The 20,506-nt window shown below is 36.0% G+C and carries 16 protein-coding genes; 7 read left to right on the top strand and 9 right to left on the bottom strand.

Annotated elements, in window-relative coordinates; translation table 11 throughout:
• Positions 1–42 precede the first annotated feature (42 nt).
• From KKG99_09465 to KKG99_09500, 8 genes are all read right to left on the bottom strand, one after another.
• On the bottom strand, positions 43–2,001 hold the full coding sequence (locus KKG99_09465) for a response regulator (protein ID MBU1013224.1): 1,959 nt from the start codon (positions 1,999–2,001) through the stop codon (positions 43–45).
• Between the two features lie 181 nt (positions 2,002–2,182).
• Positions 2,183–2,833: a response regulator transcription factor gene (locus KKG99_09470; protein ID MBU1013225.1), complete on the bottom strand. Its 651-nt coding sequence runs from the start codon at positions 2,831–2,833 to the stop codon at positions 2,183–2,185.
• Positions 2,820–3,929 carry a response regulator gene (locus KKG99_09475; GenBank protein ID MBU1013226.1) on the bottom strand — a complete coding sequence of 370 codons (1,110 nt, stop codon included), beginning with the start codon at positions 3,927–3,929 and terminating at the stop codon, positions 2,820–2,822. The genes KKG99_09470 and KKG99_09475 overlap by 14 nt, the downstream gene beginning before the upstream one ends.
• 70 nt (positions 3,930–3,999) lie before the next feature.
• Positions 4,000–5,040: a 23S rRNA (adenine(2503)-C(2))-methyltransferase RlmN gene (rlmN, locus tag KKG99_09480; GenBank protein MBU1013227.1), complete on the bottom strand. Its 1,041-nt coding sequence runs from the start codon at positions 5,038–5,040 to the stop codon at positions 4,000–4,002.
• A gap of 118 nt (positions 5,041–5,158) precedes the next feature.
• Positions 5,159–5,824: an oxidoreductase gene (locus KKG99_09485; protein MBU1013228.1), complete on the bottom strand. Its 666-nt coding sequence runs from the start codon at positions 5,822–5,824 to the stop codon at positions 5,159–5,161.
• Between the two features lie 5 nt (positions 5,825–5,829).
• Positions 5,830–7,467: a M20/M25/M40 family metallo-hydrolase gene (locus KKG99_09490; GenBank protein MBU1013229.1), complete on the bottom strand. Its 1,638-nt coding sequence runs from the start codon at positions 7,465–7,467 to the stop codon at positions 5,830–5,832.
• A gap of 135 nt (positions 7,468–7,602) precedes the next feature.
• On the bottom strand, positions 7,603–8,748 hold the full coding sequence (locus KKG99_09495; protein MBU1013230.1) for a hypothetical protein: 1,146 nt from the start codon (positions 8,746–8,748) through the stop codon (positions 7,603–7,605).
• Positions 8,749–8,783: 35 nt separating this feature from the next.
• On the bottom strand, positions 8,784–10,316 hold the full coding sequence (locus tag KKG99_09500) for a M20/M25/M40 family metallo-hydrolase (GenBank protein ID MBU1013231.1): 1,533 nt from the start codon (positions 10,314–10,316) through the stop codon (positions 8,784–8,786).
• 110 nt (positions 10,317–10,426) lie between these two features.
• On the opposite strand from KKG99_09500, the gene KKG99_09505 reads away from it, so the two are divergent.
• Positions 10,427–13,018 carry an ERAP1-like C-terminal domain-containing protein gene (locus KKG99_09505; protein ID MBU1013232.1) on the top strand — a complete coding sequence of 864 codons (2,592 nt, stop codon included), beginning with the start codon at positions 10,427–10,429 and terminating at the stop codon, positions 13,016–13,018.
• A gap of 135 nt (positions 13,019–13,153) precedes the next feature.
• On the opposite strand, the gene corA is transcribed toward KKG99_09505, so the two are convergent.
• Entirely contained in the window at positions 13,154–14,218 is a 1,065-nt protein-coding gene (gene corA, locus KKG99_09510; GenBank protein ID MBU1013233.1) for a magnesium/cobalt transporter CorA, read from the bottom strand.
• Between the two features lie 235 nt (positions 14,219–14,453).
• On the opposite strand from corA, the gene KKG99_09515 reads away from it, so the two are divergent.
• The 6 genes from KKG99_09515 (at position 14,454) to KKG99_09540 (ending at position 20,379) form a co-directional block, all read left to right on the top strand.
• Positions 14,454–15,092: a class I SAM-dependent methyltransferase gene (locus KKG99_09515; protein ID MBU1013234.1), complete on the top strand. Its 639-nt coding sequence runs from the start codon at positions 14,454–14,456 to the stop codon at positions 15,090–15,092.
• 27 nt (positions 15,093–15,119) lie between these two features.
• Positions 15,120–15,515, top strand: coding sequence for a DUF2007 domain-containing protein (locus KKG99_09520; protein MBU1013235.1), 396 nt, complete (start codon positions 15,120–15,122; stop codon positions 15,513–15,515).
• A 101-nt stretch (positions 15,516–15,616) separates the two neighbouring features.
• Positions 15,617–17,413, top strand: coding sequence for a HAMP domain-containing protein (locus KKG99_09525; protein MBU1013236.1), 1,797 nt, complete (start codon positions 15,617–15,619; stop codon positions 17,411–17,413).
• Between the two features lie 8 nt (positions 17,414–17,421).
• Complete coding sequence (locus KKG99_09530; GenBank protein MBU1013237.1) at positions 17,422–18,066, top strand: response regulator transcription factor; 645 nt, start codon at positions 17,422–17,424, stop codon at positions 18,064–18,066.
• Between the two features lie 237 nt (positions 18,067–18,303).
• Positions 18,304–19,134, top strand: a complete 831-nt coding sequence (locus KKG99_09535) for a hypothetical protein (protein ID MBU1013238.1) — start codon at positions 18,304–18,306, stop codon at positions 19,132–19,134.
• Between the two features lie 33 nt (positions 19,135–19,167).
• Entirely contained in the window at positions 19,168–20,379 is a 1,212-nt protein-coding gene (locus KKG99_09540; GenBank protein ID MBU1013239.1) for an ammonium transporter, read from the top strand.
• Positions 20,380–20,506: the final 127 nt, after the last annotated feature.

Consider the following 20,506-nt stretch of genomic DNA (forward strand, 5'->3'; position numbering starts at 1 on the left):
CAATTAAAAAAGGGCTGTTTCTCAGCGTAGTAAAAATATTTTTTAACACAAATATTTACTGATGGTGCTCATCAAACTCTTATGTTTGATCGGTTTGGTAAGATAATCATCACATCCACAATCAATGGATTTCTGTTTATCATAATCAAATGCAAGTGCCGTTTGGGCAATCACATAAATATTTTTATTCAGTTTTTTTATCTGTGTTGTTGCTTCAAAACCACTCATTTTTGGAAGTTTGAGATCCATAAGCACCAAATTAATATCATTGTTTTTCTGACATAATTTTAAGGCATCTTCGCCATTACTTGCTGAAATTACATGCACATTTAGCGGTGCAAGCAATCTTTCGATAAGAATCCTGCTTGAATCTACATCTTCAACAATTAATATGGTTTTATCATTTAGCTTATTACTGATCCCTGTAATTATCCTATTGTATGGTTTTCGCATTATTTTGGCCATTAATGGGAGTGAAAAAGAAAACTCAGAGCCATGATCAATCTTTGATTCAACAGTTAAATTGCCTCCTAGCAATTCAACCAATTTTTTTGAAATCGACAAGCCCAATCCAGATCCGCTGTATTTACCATCAAATGGTCCACGTACTTGTCCAAACCTTTCGAATATAAAACTGAGGTCGCTCTTTTTTATCCCAATTCCTGTGTCTTTGATATAAAAACGGGCAGTTGATTCAAGTATTTCACATCCAAAAACAACGAATCCTTTATCTGTAAACTTAATGGCATTATCAATGAGATTGACCAATACCTGAAATAATCTTGTACGATCGGTTGTTATATGTAACTTTTTAATTCCGGATGGCCATTCAACTTTGAATTCTAAACCCGGCTTTACTAATTTTTTAAGTTTAGCAGAATAAACCTGTTCCAATTCACTCATCAATTCAAACACATCTACAGTTGTTGGCTTTATTGGCAGCTGGCTTCCTTCAATTTTACTTAAATCCAAAATATCATTTAGGAGAGTTAACAAAACTTCCCCATTCCTTGCAATTATATCAATATATTCATCTCGTTCGGCCGGGTTATCAGTATAGCGTAACAGATCAGAAAACCCAAGGATAGAATTCATTGGGGTACGGATTTCATGTGACATATTTGCCAAAAAAGCAGACTTAAGGCGATCCGATTCTTCAGCCTTCACTTTTGCTTTTGCTAATTCTAAATTTGTAGTTTTTATCTTTTTCTCCAGTTTAAGATGGTCGGTAATGTTTGATGAAACACCTATCACTGATTCAACTTCACCTGCCGAATTTTTCATTGGCGAATAAGTAGTGTCAAAAAATAATCCATTGATCTCTATCACAGTTCTAACAAACTCCCCATTTAATGCCTTACTCACACTCTCAACAATATGGGGATGATTCATTTTCGATTCGAAAACTGAATATCCAACTAATTCATCCGGACTTATACCCAAGCTTATTAGACTTTTACCATCTGCGAAAGTAAATACCCCATTTTTATCCAATGAAAACAAAATTACATGTGCTTCCGAAATAACTGTTTTAAGTTTTTGATTACTATCTTGCAAAGCTTGTTCAGCTCTAACCTGCTCCGTTATATCGGTATGAGTACCAAATATCCTGATTGCTTTTCCTTTTTTATTTTTAATTGAAACTCCCCTATTTTGAATCCATCTATAGGTTCCATCTTTATGCCGCATACGAAAGGATATTTGAAATTGTCCTTCCGGGTAATTTAAATATTGCTTTAATTCGCGATGAACACGACCGTAGTCTGTTGGGTGTAATAAATTCTGAAATGTCAAAAACTCATTTTTAATCTGATCAGGCCCGTATCCGAGTTGTGCTTTCCATTGATCAGAATAAAACAATTCATCTTGATCCAACTTCCAATCCCAAATCCCCTCTTGAGCTGCAGTGAGAGCCAATGTATAACCATTCTCATCGGCTACTTTATTAAACTCAGATCTATAATAATCCACCTCCGCAGTCAGCTGCTCTACTTTCTTCATTAATTCGGTTTTTGATAGCATGGTATTAGCTAAGCTATTTTGTGACATTATTCAGTAAATAATACAGGATATTCTTCAACTAAAAAAAACAATTGAAGAGATAACAAGTTTAAGCTTATTTATTACGGGAACACATCGGCATAATACCCAATTTTACACTAGGTAATACACCTAAGAATACTTACAATTCGAATAAGTGATTATTGATTGAATACTTGACCAAACCGGCAGTGTTTCTTACTCCTGTTTTTTCGAGCAAGTTTCTTCGATGGGCATCAACTGTACGCATACTTATGGAAAGTTTATCAGCAATTTCCTGATTTGAATATTCCCTGACAATGAGTTCCAACACTTCCATTTCCCTGGCCGTTAATTCTATTTTTGCATCATGTTCTTTCTTTTTTCGAGGATTGGTTAACTCTTTAATAACAGCCAAGGTTATTTCCGGACTGTAATAATGTTTGCCTTCAACTACTGCGCTTAAAGCACTAAGTAACTCTTTCTTTCCCAAGTTTTTCAAAATATACCCAACAGCACCGGCCTCTATCATCTTGGTTAAATAGATTTCCTCACTATGCATTGTGAGGGCTATTACTCTTGTATCTTCGAATTTCTCATTAATTTCACGAGTGCAATCGATGCCATTCATCTCAGGCATATTTATATCAACAATGGCAATGTCAATCTTTGTTTTAGCCAGAATCGCTAGTGCTTCCCGCCCATTAGAAGCTTCTGCAATAACCGAATACTCCGGCTGATCATGCAATAGCGAACTGATCCCGTCTCTAATAATTTTATGGTCGTCGACTACTAAAATTTTAATTTTTTTCATGATCCTTTGATTTTGTTAATGGGATATCTATACTTATCATTGTGCCTTTATCAATTTCACTTTCAACGGTAATGGCACCGTCTAACAGCTTGGTTCTATGATAAAGGCTTTGCATTCCATAGCTTGATGTATCTTGTAGTTTCGAGTTAATCCTAAATCCCTTCCCGTCATCTTCACAAGTCAAATGAATTTCATTCTCGCTCAAGATTATTTGCAAGGTGGCCATTTTAGCATCTGCATGCTTAATGATATTATTAATGCATTCTTGTCCAATTCGATATAAATGTAATTCTATATTCTTATCTAATCGTTGATGAATATGTTTATGAATGAATTTGAATTGAGTTTTTGAGCTTTCGTTTAATTTCCTGATCAGAATATCCAAGCTATCAATTAAACCAAAATCGTGAACAACTCTTGGAATAAGATTAGCAGTAATAGACCTGCTCTCAGTAATTGCCTGATTTAAAAAATTCAACCCGTTCTCAAAGTTCTCCCTTAGCTTTATGTTTAAAGGATCGACATCCTCTTTTATTGCATTGAAATTCATTATAGCAGCTGAAAGATATTGCCCGATCCCATCATGCAGTTCACTGGCGATTCTTATCTTTTCTCTATCTTCACCTTCAATGATAAGTTTGATCCTTGATTTTTCAGTTTCTTTTAATTTTTCAATATACTCTTCCAATAAAAGTTGCTTCTGCTGTAATTCATATCTTTGTTGATACAACTGAATAAAAATTTTCACCTTGCCGAGTAGAACTTCTCTTTTAATAGGTTTGGTAAGATAATCGACCGCTCCGGCCAAATAGCCTTTAAAAACACTTGCCGAATCAGAATATACTCCCGTTAAGAAAATGATTGGGGTAAGTGCGTTTAGTTTTGTCTGCCGAATAATATCAGCTAACTCAAAACCGTCCAAATATGGCATTTGAACATCCAGTATAAATAAGGCGTACTCATCCTTTTTGACCAACTTTTTTGCTTCAGTTGATTTCAGACAGGTAGTTATTTCAGCACGAATCCCTATTAAATACTTCTCAACTAATAATAAATTTGGTTCCCAATCGTCAACAACTAATATTTTTGGTAGCATTTCTTCTTATTGATTATACCAAATATATGCCATTATCGCTTATCTGCAAAATTGAAGGCATATAAAAAGTTTAAAAATCTATGGGTTCTGTATTTTTTTGTAATTCCTTGGTTGAAAGTAACCCACATGCTGCAAAAATATCCTGACCCCTTGAAGCTCTAATAGTTGTTGTGATTCCCTTTGACATTAATTTTTCCCTAAACTCATTAATAGCCTTTTCATCAGGACTTTCCAAGGGAGAGTTAGGAATAGGATGAAAGCGAAGTAAATTAATTCTACACTTTATTCCATTTAAGATTTTCGCTAACTCATTGACATGTCGCTGGCTATCATTAAATCCTTTAAATAAAATATATTCGAATGAAATCCGTCTTTGCTTGCCCCATTCAAAGTCGTGAATGGCTTGTAAAAGTTTTGTTAATGGATACACATTTTCAATTGGCATAATTTTTTTTCGATCATCTTCGAATGGAGAATGTAAACTAATTGCGAGATGAGCTTTGGACTCAGTTAAAAATTGCTGCATTGCCGGGATAATGCCAATAGTCGACACGGTAATCCTTTTTGGAGACCATGCATAACCCCATTCACTCGTCATAATTTCAAGCGATTTCAGAACTTCTTTCAAATTATCGAAAGGTTCACCCATTCCCATATAAACGATATTGGTCAATTGATCGAATTCGGGCAAACTATGAATTTGATTCACAATTTCACCCGCACTCAACTGACCTTGAAAACCTTGTTTACCGGTCATACAAAACAAACATCCCATCTTGCAACCAATTTGAGATGAAATACAAAGCGTGGCGCGATCCTTATCTGGAATATAAGCTGATTCAATAAATTTCTTTCCGGCAGCAGGGTATAAGTATTTTTTTGTTCCGTCGATGGAGGTTTGTTCCTTAACAGGCAAGTTTAATCCAATTTCATATTTCTCCTGAAGTTTGGTTCTATTAGTCTTCGACAGATTTTTCATATCCTGAATTTCTGTGATGTGCTTTTTATACAGCCAATCAGAAATTTGTCCTGCAACAAAAGTAGGCATCCCTTCCTGAACAACAATTTCCTGTAGTTCACTTAATGTTTTTCCGAATAATTTATCTTTCATCCGTAATTAAATTTATAAAACTTGCCTACCCTGTCTGCCGACAGGCAGGTGCAATAAGGTTGCTTGGATAGCCTGTCCCGATTTTGGCAAAAGAACTGACCCGATCGGACGCTTATCATTAAAAATAAATTTCCGCAATTATCTGTTTGAACGGGATCCCCTTTTGAATAAGGATGTCCCTGGTTTCAACCACCATTTCAGCACTGCCGCAAAGATAATATTTATGTTTGGGAGGCAGTTCATTTAACGATTTTAGATATTCTGTTAACCTGCCTTTAAAAACTCCCTGTCCGGTTTGTTGCGAACAGCAAGGGATATAATTATCTTTAAAATAAGCCTCAAATACATTTCTAAAATAGAAGGCACTTAATGTCCTGCCTCCGTGAATAATGATTTTATTAGATGCAAGTCCGGAATAAAACATGGATGTAAATGGGGCTATTCCGGTACCGGCAGCTATCCAATAAGCAGGTTCCTTTGTCCCGGTAAACTTTCCGAAAGGCTTTGAAATAAAAATCTTGTCCCCCTCAATTAATTGCGACATTTGTGTAGTTAGTTTACCTTCCGGCACTACATTAAATAGAATTCTTACCTCCTCTTCACGAATGCCGCTTGCAATACTATAAAGTCTTGGCTTATCATTCAAATCTGTGGTAATTGCAACAACCTGACCTGCCAGAAATTCATGTATCTTTTTATATGCAAGAACAAACACACCTGTGGTGATTTCTTCTAATTTCAGCACATTCGCCTGAAAAAAATTATATCCGTCGTTAGTGTTCACTTAATTTATTTTTCTCGCATGGCTCTAAATTCAGAATCTTCAGACCACTTTGGAAAATTGTTTTCCATCGCCAATTTCATTCCTATTTTAAAGAATAATTTGGCATCTTCAACATTCCCCGACAAATCTGCCGTTGCCGGATCATATTCATCTGAAGGCTTGTGATATGTATTTGCCCAATAATAGTTTATTTTTTCAGTGGCAAAATCCTTTCCTTTTTCGCGGTGATCCGACCATCCTTTTATAAATAATGAAGGAACTCCCTGTCGTGCAAAGCTAAAATGATCAGAACGGTAATACATTCCATTTTCAGGAAAAGGATCGGCCATAATATATCGATCTTGTTCCTTTGCGGCTTCTTCCACGTATCTGTCAAGTTCGGATTGCCCAAACCCTGTAATGGTAACATCTCTCATCCGGCCAATGGGTAAAAATAATTCATAATTTAAATTTGCAACTGTTTTCTGAACAGGAATTACCGGATTTTCGACATAATACTTTGATCCCAGCAACCCGGTTTCTTCAGCTGTTATGGCTAAGAAAATAACAGTTCGTCTGGGTTTCTGTTTTAAATTAGCGAAGGCTTTAGCAGTCTCAAGCATTGCAGCTATTGGGATTCCGTTATCTGCTGAACCGTTATATATGGAATCTCCATTCATCACAGGGCCAATACCAAAATGGTCCCAATGAGCAGTATAAACAATACATTCGTCGGCCAGATCGGTTCCCTTTAACATCGCCAGTACATTTTTAGAACTTGCGTAACGCAATTTATTGTTCATGGTAATACTGAGCTTTGTGTTCAATGAAACAGGTTTGAATTCTGAGCTTAATGCTTGCTTTGATATTTCTTTAAAATTCAACCCGCATTGCTCAAAAAGTCTTGAAGTTGCTTCATCAGTAATCCATCCATTCAACTCACAATTCGACAAATTTCCATCTTCTGACTGAATAAAGAGCTTATTATCGGCAGTATTTGTTATCACTTTCCAGGGATATCCCGCCCCTTTCGTGTCATGAATTACAAGAACTCCGGTTGCACCCTGACGAGCTGCTTCTTCATATTTATATGACCAACGACCATAATAAGTCATGGCATTCCCATTAAATATTGCAGGGTCCTGAGTTATCAAACCAGGGTCATTTACCAATACCAGAACAGTTTTACCTTTGCAATCCAAGTCTTCATAATCGTTTCGGTTAAATTCAGGAGCCACTATTCCATAACCTGCAAAAACCAGCTCAGAATTTTCAACATTTATTTGCTCCTTAACCTGACTTGTCGAAAAAACATAATCTTTAATTAACTCCAATTCCAAAATCCCACCAGAAGTCTTCAATTCCAGTTTTTCAGGTGAGCCAAATGTAATTTCAACCATGGGTACCTCTTGAAAATAGCTGCCTTTATTAGCACCTTCTAAGCCTAAATTTTCAAACACAGACTTTAGATAATAAACTGTTTTTTCTTCCCCTTCGGTGAATGGCTGACGTCCTAAAAACTCATCAGATGCAAGCGTGATGACATGTTTTTCCATATCAATTACATTAATACTATTCTCTGCTTGTCGAAGGTCAGAAACTTTTTGATTACAGCTTGCCAATATTGCAAGCAAAAAAATAAAGGATAGAAATTTCAATTTCATGATTTTTGGTTTTTTCTTGAAAATTACAATTTTTTCACCAATGACTGAAATGAGAAATGAATAATTTGTGCAACATTTATATGCTAAAGATGGATGTTTGTCGATTATTATACGGCCAGCATTAAATTTGACTTGTTATTGTATCCCAAACCATTCGAGCGCTGCTTTAAAAGCGGTAGGATCAACAAAATGACCACCTGCAAAGTCATGAAAATTAACCTCATAGCCATTCTTTTTTAAGATTTTTTTGGCCTCATTGGCATTCTTTATGTGATCCTCCTTACCATGCGCAATAAATACCTTTAATTTATTACCTTTAACAATATCTTCATCCGAAAGAAACCATGAATATTTTTTAGTATCGGGCAAACGGGCACCGAAACAAATGATCCCTTCAAATTCATCAGGGTTTTTAATTCCAGTAACATATGCATATCCTCCACCTTGCGAAAACCCCATTATATATGATTTTTCGATTTTATATTTTTCTCTGACATATTTCTTAACATTAACAATGAATTGGGAGCTCAAGTTGTCGGCTCGCTTATATAAATCTATGTCCTCAACACGAATATCCCAGGAATATGCATTAGGTCGAACGCTAACATCAGAATAAGCATTATACGGGCCCTCCGGCATCACGAAAATGAATGAATGCTTTTCAAAATATGCCCAAAGTTTTGTGAATTCCTCTGTAGTACCACCAAATCCATGCATACCAATGACTAAGGGATATGATACTTCAGGCTGATAATTTTCAGGTAACAATACACGGCATTTAATGAGTTTTTCCCCTTTTACATAAATATTTTCGCCCAAACTCTTTCCTGCATTCAAAACGGCTTGATATCGGTTAAAAAATTCAGGATTTTGCTGTAATTGGTTAAATGCCTCATCTTTACGTATGAAAGTAAAGTCATTGAAGCCATTATTGATAGCAAGTATCAAAAAATTAGCTGCATAACCCGCCTGACCGAGATATGCATAACACCTTGCCAGATCATAACAAGCACTTGCATCGCTCATGCTTCGACTTACGATATATAAGTAAAAGCGTGCTGCAGTTTCATAATCCTTATTAAGCATTAAAAAATATGCCTGATGTTTCAAATCCACCAAATCTATTTGGGCAAGTTCAGTCAGGTCAAAAGTATATGGGTTAATTTTAAAAACTTTGGGATACTTCTCCTGCAAATTTTTTGTTTCTTGAGCATGCAGAGATTGGAAACCTGAAATGATCAACAGGAATAAAACTGCAAATTTTTCGAAATTTTTTATCATAGAACAATTTGTTGATGACTTATCAACAGCATGATTTAGATTTTTTCGGTAAGCAAAGCAACAATAGTTTTAATCCCATCTATGTAATTGCCTAACCTCAAATTTTCATTTGGTCCATGCTGATTGTTATCTAAATTAACCATTGGAAGAATTACAGCCTCGATCCCTAGTTTACTTATAAACGCTGATATCGGCACCGTACCCCCTGTTGTTCTCACCCTTACCGGCTGTTCTTCAAATGCTTTTATCAATGATCGGTTCACCCATTTCCCTATTTCCGAGTCAAATTCGGTTCTGAAAGCTAAATTTTCGAACCCTGAATTAAACATCGCGATTTTTGGATATTTAGCCCGCTCCTGATCGTTAGGAAGATGATTAATTACATAAAAACCCTGTCCTTCAATGTGTTTTTTTACTAAATTGATCAGTCTTACCGGATTACTTTCAACCACTAACCTAATATCCAGCGCAGCAGTTGCCGTAGTTGGAACAATAGTTCTGGCCTCAGAGCCAACCCATCCGGATGACATTCCTCGAATATTTAGTGAAGGATATTGCAAGGATTGTTGATAATCGGCTCCTACCCTGTCTGGTATTGCGATCCCCAGATTTTGATTGATTTCATTTATGTCATCAGGTACTTGTGCCAATATTTCTAAAGTTTTTTTATCCATCTTAATTCCATCATAAAAGCCGGGAATAATTACCTTGCCTTCATCATCCTTCATTGTGGCTAATAATTTAGCCAGGCTTAAAGCAGGGTTTGGCGCATAATTTCCATAATGGCCGCTGTGCTGTGCATTCTTTGGGCCAAAAATCGTAATCTCGACAGAAGCTAAACCCCTGCAACCGAAGAAAATACTTGGCTTATTACTGATATGTCGGGGTCCATCAAGAATTAGCATCATGTCTGAAGCTAAAAGATCATGGTAATTATCAACAATGTCAGGCAAATTTGGGGAGCCCATTTCCTCTTCACTATCCAATATTACTTTTATATTAAAAGCCGGCTTATGATTATTTGCATTTAATATATCAAGTGCAGAAAGCAGCATATTTATTGGTGATTTATCATCCGACGATGAACGACAGAAAAACCGCAATTCTTCATCAGGGGCATATTGCAAAAGATTCCAATCCACTATATCCCATCCACCCGCTTGATTTTTTTGTTTTAAAACCGGGGTGTAAGGATTCGGCTGTAACCATTTTGAAGAATCAACAGGCTGCCCATCGAAATGCATATAAAAAAGTACCGTTTTAAGATTCGAATCAATCGCTTTTTCTGCAAATAGTGATGGGTTTCCCTTCGATTTTAAAACAACAGTATTAAAATTCCGCTTCTTGAAAGCTTCTTCGAGCCATTGCATGTTTTCCAAAATTTGGTTCTCAAAATGCGAATCATTGGGGATACTCAAAAACGCTTTCAATTCAGAAAAAGATTTTTGCAAATGAGGCTGAACCCATTCATTAATCAAAGCTTTATTAATATGTTGGGTATAAACTGCTGTTGATAATGAAAGCGAAAGGGCCAGAACCAGAGAGAAAACTTTTACACGAATACGCATAACAGATATTGTTTAAATGAATATTAAATTAACGGATTTCTTATTTCTTCAAATATAGAATTTAAATGCAAAAATGGCTACTTTTAAGGGTTGAAATAAAAGCCTGTTTTATGAAAAAAGTATCATATTATAGTATGGCGATCATATTAAGTGGAATAATCTTAATAGCCTGCAACAAATCCCAAGAAATCGAAATAGTACACGGAGTTTCAAAAACCATTGCTGATCATAGAACCCAAAGTATTTCAAATCCCGAATATAAATTACACTTTTCAATTCCTGATTCACTTCACCAAACGATAGAGGCAAATATGTCTGTTTCATTAGAATTGAATGATTTGTCCCATCCTCTTCTTCTTGATTTTAGTGCCCCGCCTGAGTATATTAAGGAAGTAAATGCAAATAATAACGCCGGATTTGAAATGCAAAACGGCCATCTCGTTATTCCAATTTCATCCTTAAAAAAAGGATTAAATAGAATAAATATCGTTTTCAGGGCCGGGGAAACATCATTAAACAGGAACAAAGAATTTTTGTACACGCTATTTGTCCCCGATCGTGCATCAACTGCTTTCCCCTGTTTTGATCAGCCCAATATGAAAGCCAAATATACCCTTGAGCTTAGCATACCTAAAGGCTGGACTGCCGTTTCGAATGCACCTGCTAACAATACAATACTTGATGAAAAAAATGCGCGGAAAACAATTTTTTTCGATAAAACAGATAAATTAAGTACCTATCTGTTTTCGTTTGTGGCAGGGAAGTTTGAGCAAATTACCAGAAATACCGACGGAAGGCAAATGACCATGCTTCATCGGGAGCCTGATTCAAATCTGGTAGCGCGAAATGTGGATGAGATTTTCAGTTTACATGCCAAAGCATTAAATTGGCTAGAAGATTATACCCAGATAAAATATCCCTTTAAAAAATTTGATTTTGTTGCCATTCCATTTTTTCAATATGGAGGGATGGAACATGCAGGTGCAATTCAATACCGTGCAAATTCATTATTTCTTGAAAAAAACGCAACCCAAAATCAAAAATTGGCCCGTGCAGGTTTAATCTCACACGAAACAGCCCACATGTGGTTTGGCGACTATGTTACCATGAAATGGTTTGATGATGTTTGGCTGAAGGAGGTTTTTGCCGGGTTTATGTCCGATAAAATCATTAACCCTAGTTTCCCCGAGGTTAACCATGATCTTAAATTTTTGCTTTCTCATTATCCGGCAGCTTATGAAATCGATCGAACTTTAGGCGCAAATCCCATTGGTCAGCAACTGGAAAACATGAAAGATGCCGGTGCCTTATATGGCAATATTATCTATCATAAGGCCCCAATTGTGATGAGACATTTGGAGAGTTTAATGGGTGCCGAAAAATTACGATCAGGGTTACAGGAATATTTGAAAAATTACGCATTTGGTGATGCAACCTGGGATCAATTAATTGAAATTTTAAATAAACAAACAGAATTTGACTTAATAAAATGGAGCAATATTTGGGTAAAAGAGGCCGGAATGCCGATTATTAAAACTCATATTGAAATTGAATCCAATAGAATAAAAACAGCAACAATCAGCCAAAGTGACCCTGCCGGTAAAAACAGGGTTTGGCCTCAACAATTAGAATTTGAATTATACTATGATAATCCTGAAAAAAATAAGGTCTTTGATATCAATTTTGACGCGTTAAAAGTAGGACTGAATCAGACAACAAATATGGATGTTCCATTGATGATAACACCTAACAGCAAAGGTAACGCTTATGCTTATTTCGAATTGGATGAAACCAGTAAACAGTACCTGCTCAACAATATTAATTCATTTAAGGACCCGCTTAAACGGGGGATTGCCTGGATAACCCTTTGGGAGAATATGTTGAATTTAAATATAGACAAAACTCAACTTTACCAACTTCAACTAAATTCACTGGATGTCGAAACCAATCCGCTGTTAATTGGTAAGATTCTGGCTCAAACCGGTACCATTTACTGGCAATTTTTTTCTAAGGAGGAAAGGCAGGAATGGACTGCCAAATCGGAAGAAAAACTGTGGAATTTAATAAATAGCACGAATGATCCCGGACTTAAAAAGAATTATTTTGACAGCTACCAGGATATTGCCCTGAGTGCTGAAGCCCTTATGAAATTATTTGATATTTGGGAAGGTAAAACAGCAATTAAAGGCTTGGAATTATCGGATAATAATAAAACCGTACTGGCCTATATCTTGGCTCTAAAAATCCCTGATCAAAGCAAAGATATTCTCCTTAAACAACTAGATCGGATAAAGAATGAGGACCGTAAAGACGAGATCAGGTTTGTGATGCCTTCTTTATCAAATGTTGATAAGGAACGAGATTTGTTTTTCCAGAGTTTGCGAAGCCCTATAAACCGTGAACATGAGCGATGGGTCGTAACCTCATTGAATTATCTGAATCACCCTTTACGTGCCGAATATTCAATAAAATATTTGAAAGTGAGCCTGGAACTTTTACAGGAAATTCAGTTAACGGGTGATATCTTTTTCCCTAAACAATGGTTAGATGCCGTGCTTGGTGGATATCAGTCGAAAAAAGCGGCAGATATTGTAAATGAATTTCTGCAAGATCATCCGGATTATCCCGAAAACTTGAAGGCCAAAATATTACAATCAGCTGATTTTGTTTTCAGATCACAGAATCTGGTTCAACAAAAATAAATGGAAGTTTTAAAAAATTGGAAACTCTTCATTTACCTTAAATGGTACTTTTTAATTGACTTTTCCAGATTGAAAAAAATAGAAGCCAACAGCTAAAAGCTAACAGCTAACAGCTAACAGCTAACAGCTAAAACACTATAACCAGCGCTTTCGTTTAAAGAACATGATCATGATAAAAATAACGGCAAGCATAACTCCCCATACGGCAAAATAGCCGTATTGCCAATGAAGCTCAGGCATGTTATCGAAATTCATGCCATAAACACCGGCAATAAAGGTGAGTGGGATAAAAATAGTTGCGATGATGGTTAAGATCTTCATGATTTGATTCATCTTATTACTCACGCCTGATAAGTAAAGTTCCATGATGCTTGCGAGTCTATCCCGCTCTGAATCTATGGTTTCGTTCACCTGGATCAGATGTTCGTAAACATCTCTTAAATAACGAATAGTGTCCGGCTTAACAAATTCGTTCCCATCTTTTTGCAGGCTTGAAACAGCCTCTCGTAAGGGCATAACTGATTTGCGAAGATTTACAAATTGCTTTTTCAAATGCTGTATTTCTTGCAAGGTTTCTTTATCCTGATTATTCATTACCTTTTCTTCCAGCTTTTCAATGACATCAGTTAAATGTTCAGTCACAAAAAAGTAGTTATCAACTACTGTATCTATCAAGCGATACATTAAATAATCAGTCCCTTTATGCCTGATATTTCCTTTTTTCTCTTTTATTCGTTGTCGAATTGTATCAAAAACATCACCTTCCTTCTCCTGGAACGAGATTACCCAATTTTTGCCCAGAACAAGGCTAATCTGTTCCGAAACAACATATTTTCCATCTTTACTTATTTCAAACATTTGAAGGGCAAGAAACAGATAATCATCAAATTCTTCAACTTTGGGACGATGACTCGTATTTAGTACATCTTCAAGCAAAAGCGGATGCAGTCCATAATGTTGGCCAATCTTCCCGATAGCTTCCGTATCATGCAACCCATCAATGTTAATCCAACTCACGGAAGAGGTATCTTTGTATGGAAAGCATTCCTCAATTGTTTTGCAATTGACTTCCGAAAAATTCGTTTCGTTGTAATCAATAACCGTGACTTTTATTTTGTTGGCTTTGCGTGTCCCGATGTGAACCAAGGCTCCCGGAGGTAAACCAGCTTTTTTGGATAATGATTTTGGATTTTCATTCATTTGTCATCATTTTTCAATTAGTTAAATGTACTAAATTTTAATCTGATGTTTGAAAAATGAAGGATCATACATTTGGGCTTAATTAAAAAATCAATTACATTTGAGTACTAGTATTTCCTAAGTATATACACCATTAATAAATCAATGATGGTATTGATTATAGGCACCTCCTGGAACTTGGATTCATATCTTGTGATTTTTAATAAATAGTTCAATAAATAAGATGCCTTAAAAAATGAAAACCCGTCAACTTAAAGAGCAGAAATTCTGGGATAAATTTGCCCGTTATTATGATTTATTTATCAAAAAAACGCTAGGCAAAACCTATGAAGTTATCTTAGAAAATATAGATACAGCGCTTTATCCCAATCAAAATGTTTTGGAAATTGGCACGGGAACAGGAATTATTCCTTTTACAATTTGCACCAAAGTAAATTCCGTAGTTGCTACAGATATTTCGCCCGAAATGATCCTGATTGCCAAACAAAAGCAAAGCGAATTACACATCAAAAATATTGATTTTCAGGTCCAGGATGCTTATCAATTAAGCATCGCCGATCATTCGTTCGATCTGGTAATTGCTTCCAATATCTTACACCTACTTTATGAACCTGAACAACCCATCAGCGAAATTAAAAGAGTGATGAAAGATGATGGAATTTTTATTGCTCCTACTTTTTGTGTTGGCGAAAGCCTGAAAAGCAAAATCATCTCAAGCATTGCTGGTGCACTGAGCGGTTTTAAAATTGTGAACAAATGGTGCATCAATGATTTTAAAAGTGTGTTAATTGACAATGGATTTGAAATTAAAAAATTTGTGAAAGTTGAAGGTAGATTCCCACTTGTCTATGTTGTAATGAAAAAATCCTCCTGATTTTTTATATTTTTAGAAAAGCAACTAATGAAAACAATCGCAATAGCTACTTGTAAAGATGCAATTGAGGCCAATTTCATCAAGAACAAACTTGAACTAGCAGGCATTGACAGTTTTCTTACAAATGAAAATGCTGCAACTTTATTACCTCATCTTTTTATGGGTTCAAATTCTGGAGTTCAAATTTTTATTAATGATTCAGACATCGAGGAAGCTAAAAAAATTGTTGATTTACATTTGGGCAACAACGAAATACACATCGTTTGCCCAAAGTGTAGTTCGAAAAACGTGACTGTAAGTTTAGGAAAAAATAAACTCCATAATTTCTTTAAAATATTCATTTCACTCTTTGCGAACACTGCACCGCAAAGCAATTTTTACAGTTATAGATGCACGGACTGTAAAGCCGAATTTAAAATTTGACGCATTTTATTGGTCCAATAGCCGGAAATATATTACGCGATGTAGTTCTTTCTTTATATTTGTTGATATTGGATTGCATATTTATTGATCAATAAGTTAACATGAAGAAAAGTACTTCCATTGTAAAAAAATTAATCATCTATTTTTTATTACTAAATATTTTTACTGTAATCGTAGTAGGTTCTTACTCCTATTATCGGGCGAAAGATGCTTTGGTAGAAAGGACATTTGATCAACTAACCTCTTTACGGATTGAAAAAAAATACAGGATTGAACGATTTTTCGAAGATCGCATGTTGGATGTCAACCTCGTTTCAAAATCGGAAGATGTGAAAAACATCATTCAACTGCTGAATAATAATTTGCCGAATCATGATAATGATACACTTATAAAGCAGGAATACGACAATTTTTTACGAAAACATTTTTTATCGGCTAATTATTATAAACGATTTTTTGTGATAAATCAGTCAGGGCAAGCTGTTTCCTTTATAGCATTATTTGATGAAACCACGCGAATGGATTATGGTGCGGTGGAGCAATTGCCCATCAATAATTTGTACCATAAAATTAACTTCAGTTCAGGCATTTCAATTGAAGATTACAAATTGGATTCAACAACAAATCTTCCCAGTATATTTATTGGAACACAGGTGACAGATAATTCAGGGAATCAAGGTGGCACGGTTGTCATTGAAATAGATATTGATGCCATCAACTCTATCATGTACGAAAACAATCCTCACAACGGATTAGGAAAGTCTGGGGAATCATATCTTGTTGGAAGCGACTCACTGATGCGTAGCACCTCTCGTTTTCAGGACAATGCAATTTTTAAGACTTTTGTCCGAACTACGGGTTTTAAAAAAGCGGTTAATGGGGAAACGGGTACAGAGGTGATCAAAGATTATCGGGATATTTCGGTTTTAAGCTCCTATAGCAAAGTAGATATTCCTATTCTTAACTGGGCCATTCTGGCAGAGATTGACGAAAAAGAAGCTATGATCCCCATTGATTCCATCCGAAATAATATTCTTTATTTAAGCGTACTGATGTCGCTGCTTTTATTTGCTTTTGTCTATATCATCGCTAAACGAATAAGCTTGCCCATTGTTAAATTGAAACATGCGGCACAGAATATTACAAATGGAAATTATGATGTTATCGTCGAAGATATTGTTAGCAACGATGAAATTGGAAGTTTAGTAGATGCATTTAACGAGATGTCGGCAAAGATTAAGGAGCAGACGGAAAACTTGAAATTAGAGCGATCGATGCGCGTGAGCTCCATGATCGATGGGCAAGAACTCGAACGTCAAAGATTGTCGCGGGAATTGCATGATGGGCTCGGACAGTCGATTCTTGCAATTAAGATGCGATTAGAACGCACTGCAACTTCCTCTCCAGAAAGGACAAAGATAATTATGGCTGAAGTTCAGGAACTTTTTGCCAATACCATTAATGAGGTTCGGAGCATTTCCAATAATTTAATGCCCGCTATATTAAATGAATTTGGTTTGGTTGATGCACTTTCAAATCTATGTCGTGAGATTTCGGACAGTTCAGGAATTGCGATAGAATTCAATCATAAACAATTTTCGATCAAAGTTGAAGATAAAATAAACACTTATCTATACCGAATCTCTCAGGAAGCACTGAGTAATATCATTAAACATTCTAATGCAAAATCTGCAAAAATTGAATTAATCGCAGACGCAGAACGGGTGTATTTAAATATTTCGGACGATGGCTCCGGCTTTTGTTATAAAGAGGGCAGGAAATTATGCGGGAACGGAATTTCAAACATGAAAGAAAGAGTACATTTGTTAAATGGCGAAATTGATCTAATTACAAACAAAAAAGAAGGAACTAAAATAAAAATTGGGATTCCAATTTAAGTTAAGCTATGGGAAAAATTAAGGTCATATTGGTGGATGATCATCAGATGTTCAGAGATGGAGTCAAATCGGTTTTATCAGATGAAGAAAACATAGCGATTATTGGCGAAGTTGGACATGCAAACGACTTATATAAATTGCTGGAATCTACCTCACCTGATCTGATTATTACCGACATTTCGATGCCTGACATTTCCGGAATCGATATCACAAAATATGTCTCCAAAAACTTTCCCGAAATCAACATTTTAATTCTTTCCATGCATTCAAACGAAGAGTTTATCACAAAAGCCTTAAATGCCGGAGCAAATGGATATTTACCCAAGGATACCAGCATGAATGAGCTTCTCCAAGCCATCAACATTATTGCTAAAGGGGAGAATTATTTCAACAAAGGAATTTCAGATACCATTCTAAAGTCAATGGTCAACAAATCTAAGATTTCAAAAAATGATAACTTAACTTCCCGTGAATTAGAAATTGTTCATCAGGTGGTTGAGGGTTTATCAAACAAAGAGATTGCAGAGAAATTAAATATTAGTGTCAGAACTGTTGATTCCCATAAGAATAACATTTTACATAAACTCGGCTTAAAATCTTCTGTCGAATTGGTAAAATACGCCATTAAAAACAATCTGGTTATGCTAGATTAATATTGAGGGAAATACTTAGACAAAATTTTGGTTCTAAGTAATATTACCTAGACTTCCTCAAAGATTTTCCTATATAATTTTCAGCTTTTTTACCGATTGTAGGTGTGCACTGCTATCGATAATTTTGCCCTATGCACAATAGTTCTATGGAGAGAAATCATGCAGTTACATCGCCCATCAAAGCATCATGCTTTACTATTTTCCTATCCCGACAATTAATCCTAAATAATAAAACCTATGAAACAAAAAGCTAAACTTTTAAGTGTCTTACTTCTTTTTTTAATGAGTATGAGCAATTTATTTGCGCAAGAGGAACCCAAAGAATCGCACTGGAGTATGGGTGTTGATTTTACCAGCCGATATATTTGGCGCGGATTAAATCTCGGAGCTTCGTCACCCAGCATACAACCTTATTTGGAGTTTGGGTTTGGATCTGAAAACCATGCTTTTACAATAGGTGCATGGGGCGCTTATTCAACCAATGGAACACAAACCGGACAAGAAGCTGATATTTATTTGACGTATACTTTAAATCAATTATTCACTTTCACCCTAACCGATTATTTTTTCCCAGATGAAACATCCGGAAGAAATGATTACTTCAACCGTAATATGAATTGGGATAAGATCAATCATGGTGACAAAGATCAAACAGGTCATATTGTAGAGGCTGCATTGGCATTTAATGGCACAGAAAAATTCCCCATCAGCATCATGTTTGCCATTAATATTTGGGGTGCCGATTCCAGAAAATACATCGAACAATCAGGAGTCATGGTACCTGAAGATAAGATCGTGATGTCGAAATATTTGGAATTTGGCTATTCAACAGAAATTCAGGGTACTTCACTGGATTTTTTTGCAGGATTGGCATTGGATAATCCCAAAACCGAGAGAGGTGAACCAACAGGCTTTTATGGTCAGGAAAATGCCGGACTTGTTAACCTTGGATTAACACTTTCAAAAGAAATACAAATTTCGGATAAATTTTCGTTGCCTGTTTCAGCATCATTAATTACCAATCCTGAAGCGGGTAATATTTTTATGGTATTTGCAGTATCCTTATAATTCAAATATTAAACTAATTAAAAAATTACAATTATGTTCGACACAGGTTCAACAACATTTATGGTTTTATGTACAAGCTTGGTGATGCTTATGACACCGGGTTTGGCATTCTTTTACGGCGGTTTAGCCAGTAAAAGAAACATTCTGGGAATCATGGTACAAACATTTGTATCGCTTGGAATTACAACAATTATGTGGGTAACCATTGGTTATTCGCTATGTTTTAGCGGTGGCGAAGGAGGCATCATTGGTAACCTTGATTTCGCTTTTTTAAAAGGAATTGCATTTGATCAGGCCTACGATAATGGGAAATATCCGGTTTACATATTTATTGCCTATCAAATGATGTTCGCGATCATAACTCCTGCGCTTATTACGGGTGCATTTGTAAATCGTGTAACCTTTAAAGCCTATCTCATTTTCTTGGTGCTATGGCAATTATTTGTTTACTATCCATTTGTACACATGGTATGGGGTGGCGGAATACTTGCCGAATGGGGCGTTTTAGACTTTGCCGGAGGTATAGTTGTTCATGCAACCGCTGGTTTTGCTGCACTTGCTTCCGTATTTTATGTAGGTAAACGTCGCGACACCAACTCTCCTCCCAACAGTATTCCATTGGTTGCCATTGGCACCGGTTTATTATGGTTTGGCTGGTATGGTTTCAATGCGGGAAGTGAATTGGATGTTGATGCAATATCAACTTTGGCATTTTTAAATACCGATGTTGCCGCATCTTTTGCCGCAATAACCTGGCTAGTTATCGAATGGATTAAAACTGGTCAACCTAAATTTGTGGGATTATTAACCGGTGCTGTTGCAGGTTTGGCAACCATCACTCCTGCTGCCGGATTTGTACCTATTTGGGCTGCTATGCTTATTGGTATTGCAGCTGGTGCTGTTTGTTTCCTGGCAGTTCAAATGAAAAACAAATGGGGTTGGGACGATGCATTAGATGTTTGGGGAGTTCATGGTATTGGTGGAACTCTTGGCACTATATTATTAGGAGTTTTCGCTTTCTCACATATTAATGGTCAGGCCGGGCTCTTGGAAGGAGATGTAAGTTTCTTTTTAAAAGAACTCACGGCAGTGGTGATTGCAGCAGTTTATGCTTTTGGATTTACCTATTTAATGTTGGTGGTTATTAATCTGATATCTCCGGTAAAAGCAACCGAAGAACAAGAAGAAATGGGCATAGACCAGGCGCTGCATGGTGAAGTTGCTTACGATTCGGGTGCATTATAATAATTATTGAGAAATTAGAGGGTTGAAAAGCCCAATAATTTTAAAACAGGCTACTATGTTCATTGGCAGCCTGTTTTTGTTTAAGAGAATTAAATTTTTAAAACACTAAATTTATTTTTGGAAAAAG

The organism is Bacteroidota bacterium (assembly GCA_018816945.1).
GTDB lineage: Bacteria > Bacteroidota > Bacteroidia > Bacteroidales.

Bases quoted from the DNA above. Each gene is read 5' to 3' on its own strand.
- KKG99_09470 (MBU1013225.1), bottom strand. From the start codon at position 2,833: ATGAAAAAAATTAAAATTTTAGTAGTCGACGACCATAAAATTATTAGA.
- KKG99_09465 (MBU1013224.1), bottom strand. From the start codon at position 2,001: ATGAAGAAAGTAGAGCAGCTGACTGCGGAGGTGGATTATTATAGATCT.
- KKG99_09505 (MBU1013232.1), top strand. From the start codon at position 10,427: ATGAAAAAAGTATCATATTATAGTATGGCGATCATATTAAGTGGAATA.
- KKG99_09525 (MBU1013236.1), top strand. From the start codon at position 15,617: ATGAAGAAAAGTACTTCCATTGTAAAAAAATTAATCATCTATTTTTTA.
- KKG99_09540 (MBU1013239.1), top strand. From the start codon at position 19,168: ATGTTCGACACAGGTTCAACAACATTTATGGTTTTATGTACAAGCTTG.
- KKG99_09495 (MBU1013230.1), bottom strand. From the start codon at position 8,748: ATGATAAAAAATTTCGAAAAATTTGCAGTTTTATTCCTGTTGATCATT.
- KKG99_09530 (MBU1013237.1), top strand. From the start codon at position 17,422: ATGGGAAAAATTAAGGTCATATTGGTGGATGATCATCAGATGTTCAGA.
- KKG99_09500 (MBU1013231.1), bottom strand. From the start codon at position 10,316: ATGCGTATTCGTGTAAAAGTTTTCTCTCTGGTTCTGGCCCTTTCGCTT.
- KKG99_09520 (MBU1013235.1), top strand. From the start codon at position 15,120: ATGAAAACAATCGCAATAGCTACTTGTAAAGATGCAATTGAGGCCAAT.
- KKG99_09535 (MBU1013238.1), top strand. From the start codon at position 18,304: ATGAAACAAAAAGCTAAACTTTTAAGTGTCTTACTTCTTTTTTTAATG.
- rlmN (MBU1013227.1), bottom strand. From the start codon at position 5,040: ATGAAAGATAAATTATTCGGAAAAACATTAAGTGAACTACAGGAAATT.
- corA (MBU1013233.1), bottom strand. From the start codon at position 14,218: ATGAATGAAAATCCAAAATCATTATCCAAAAAAGCTGGTTTACCTCCG.
- KKG99_09475 (MBU1013226.1), bottom strand. From the start codon at position 3,929: ATGCTACCAAAAATATTAGTTGTTGACGATTGGGAACCAAATTTATTA.
- KKG99_09515 (MBU1013234.1), top strand. From the start codon at position 14,454: ATGAAAACCCGTCAACTTAAAGAGCAGAAATTCTGGGATAAATTTGCC.
- KKG99_09490 (MBU1013229.1), bottom strand. From the start codon at position 7,467: ATGAAATTGAAATTTCTATCCTTTATTTTTTTGCTTGCAATATTGGCA.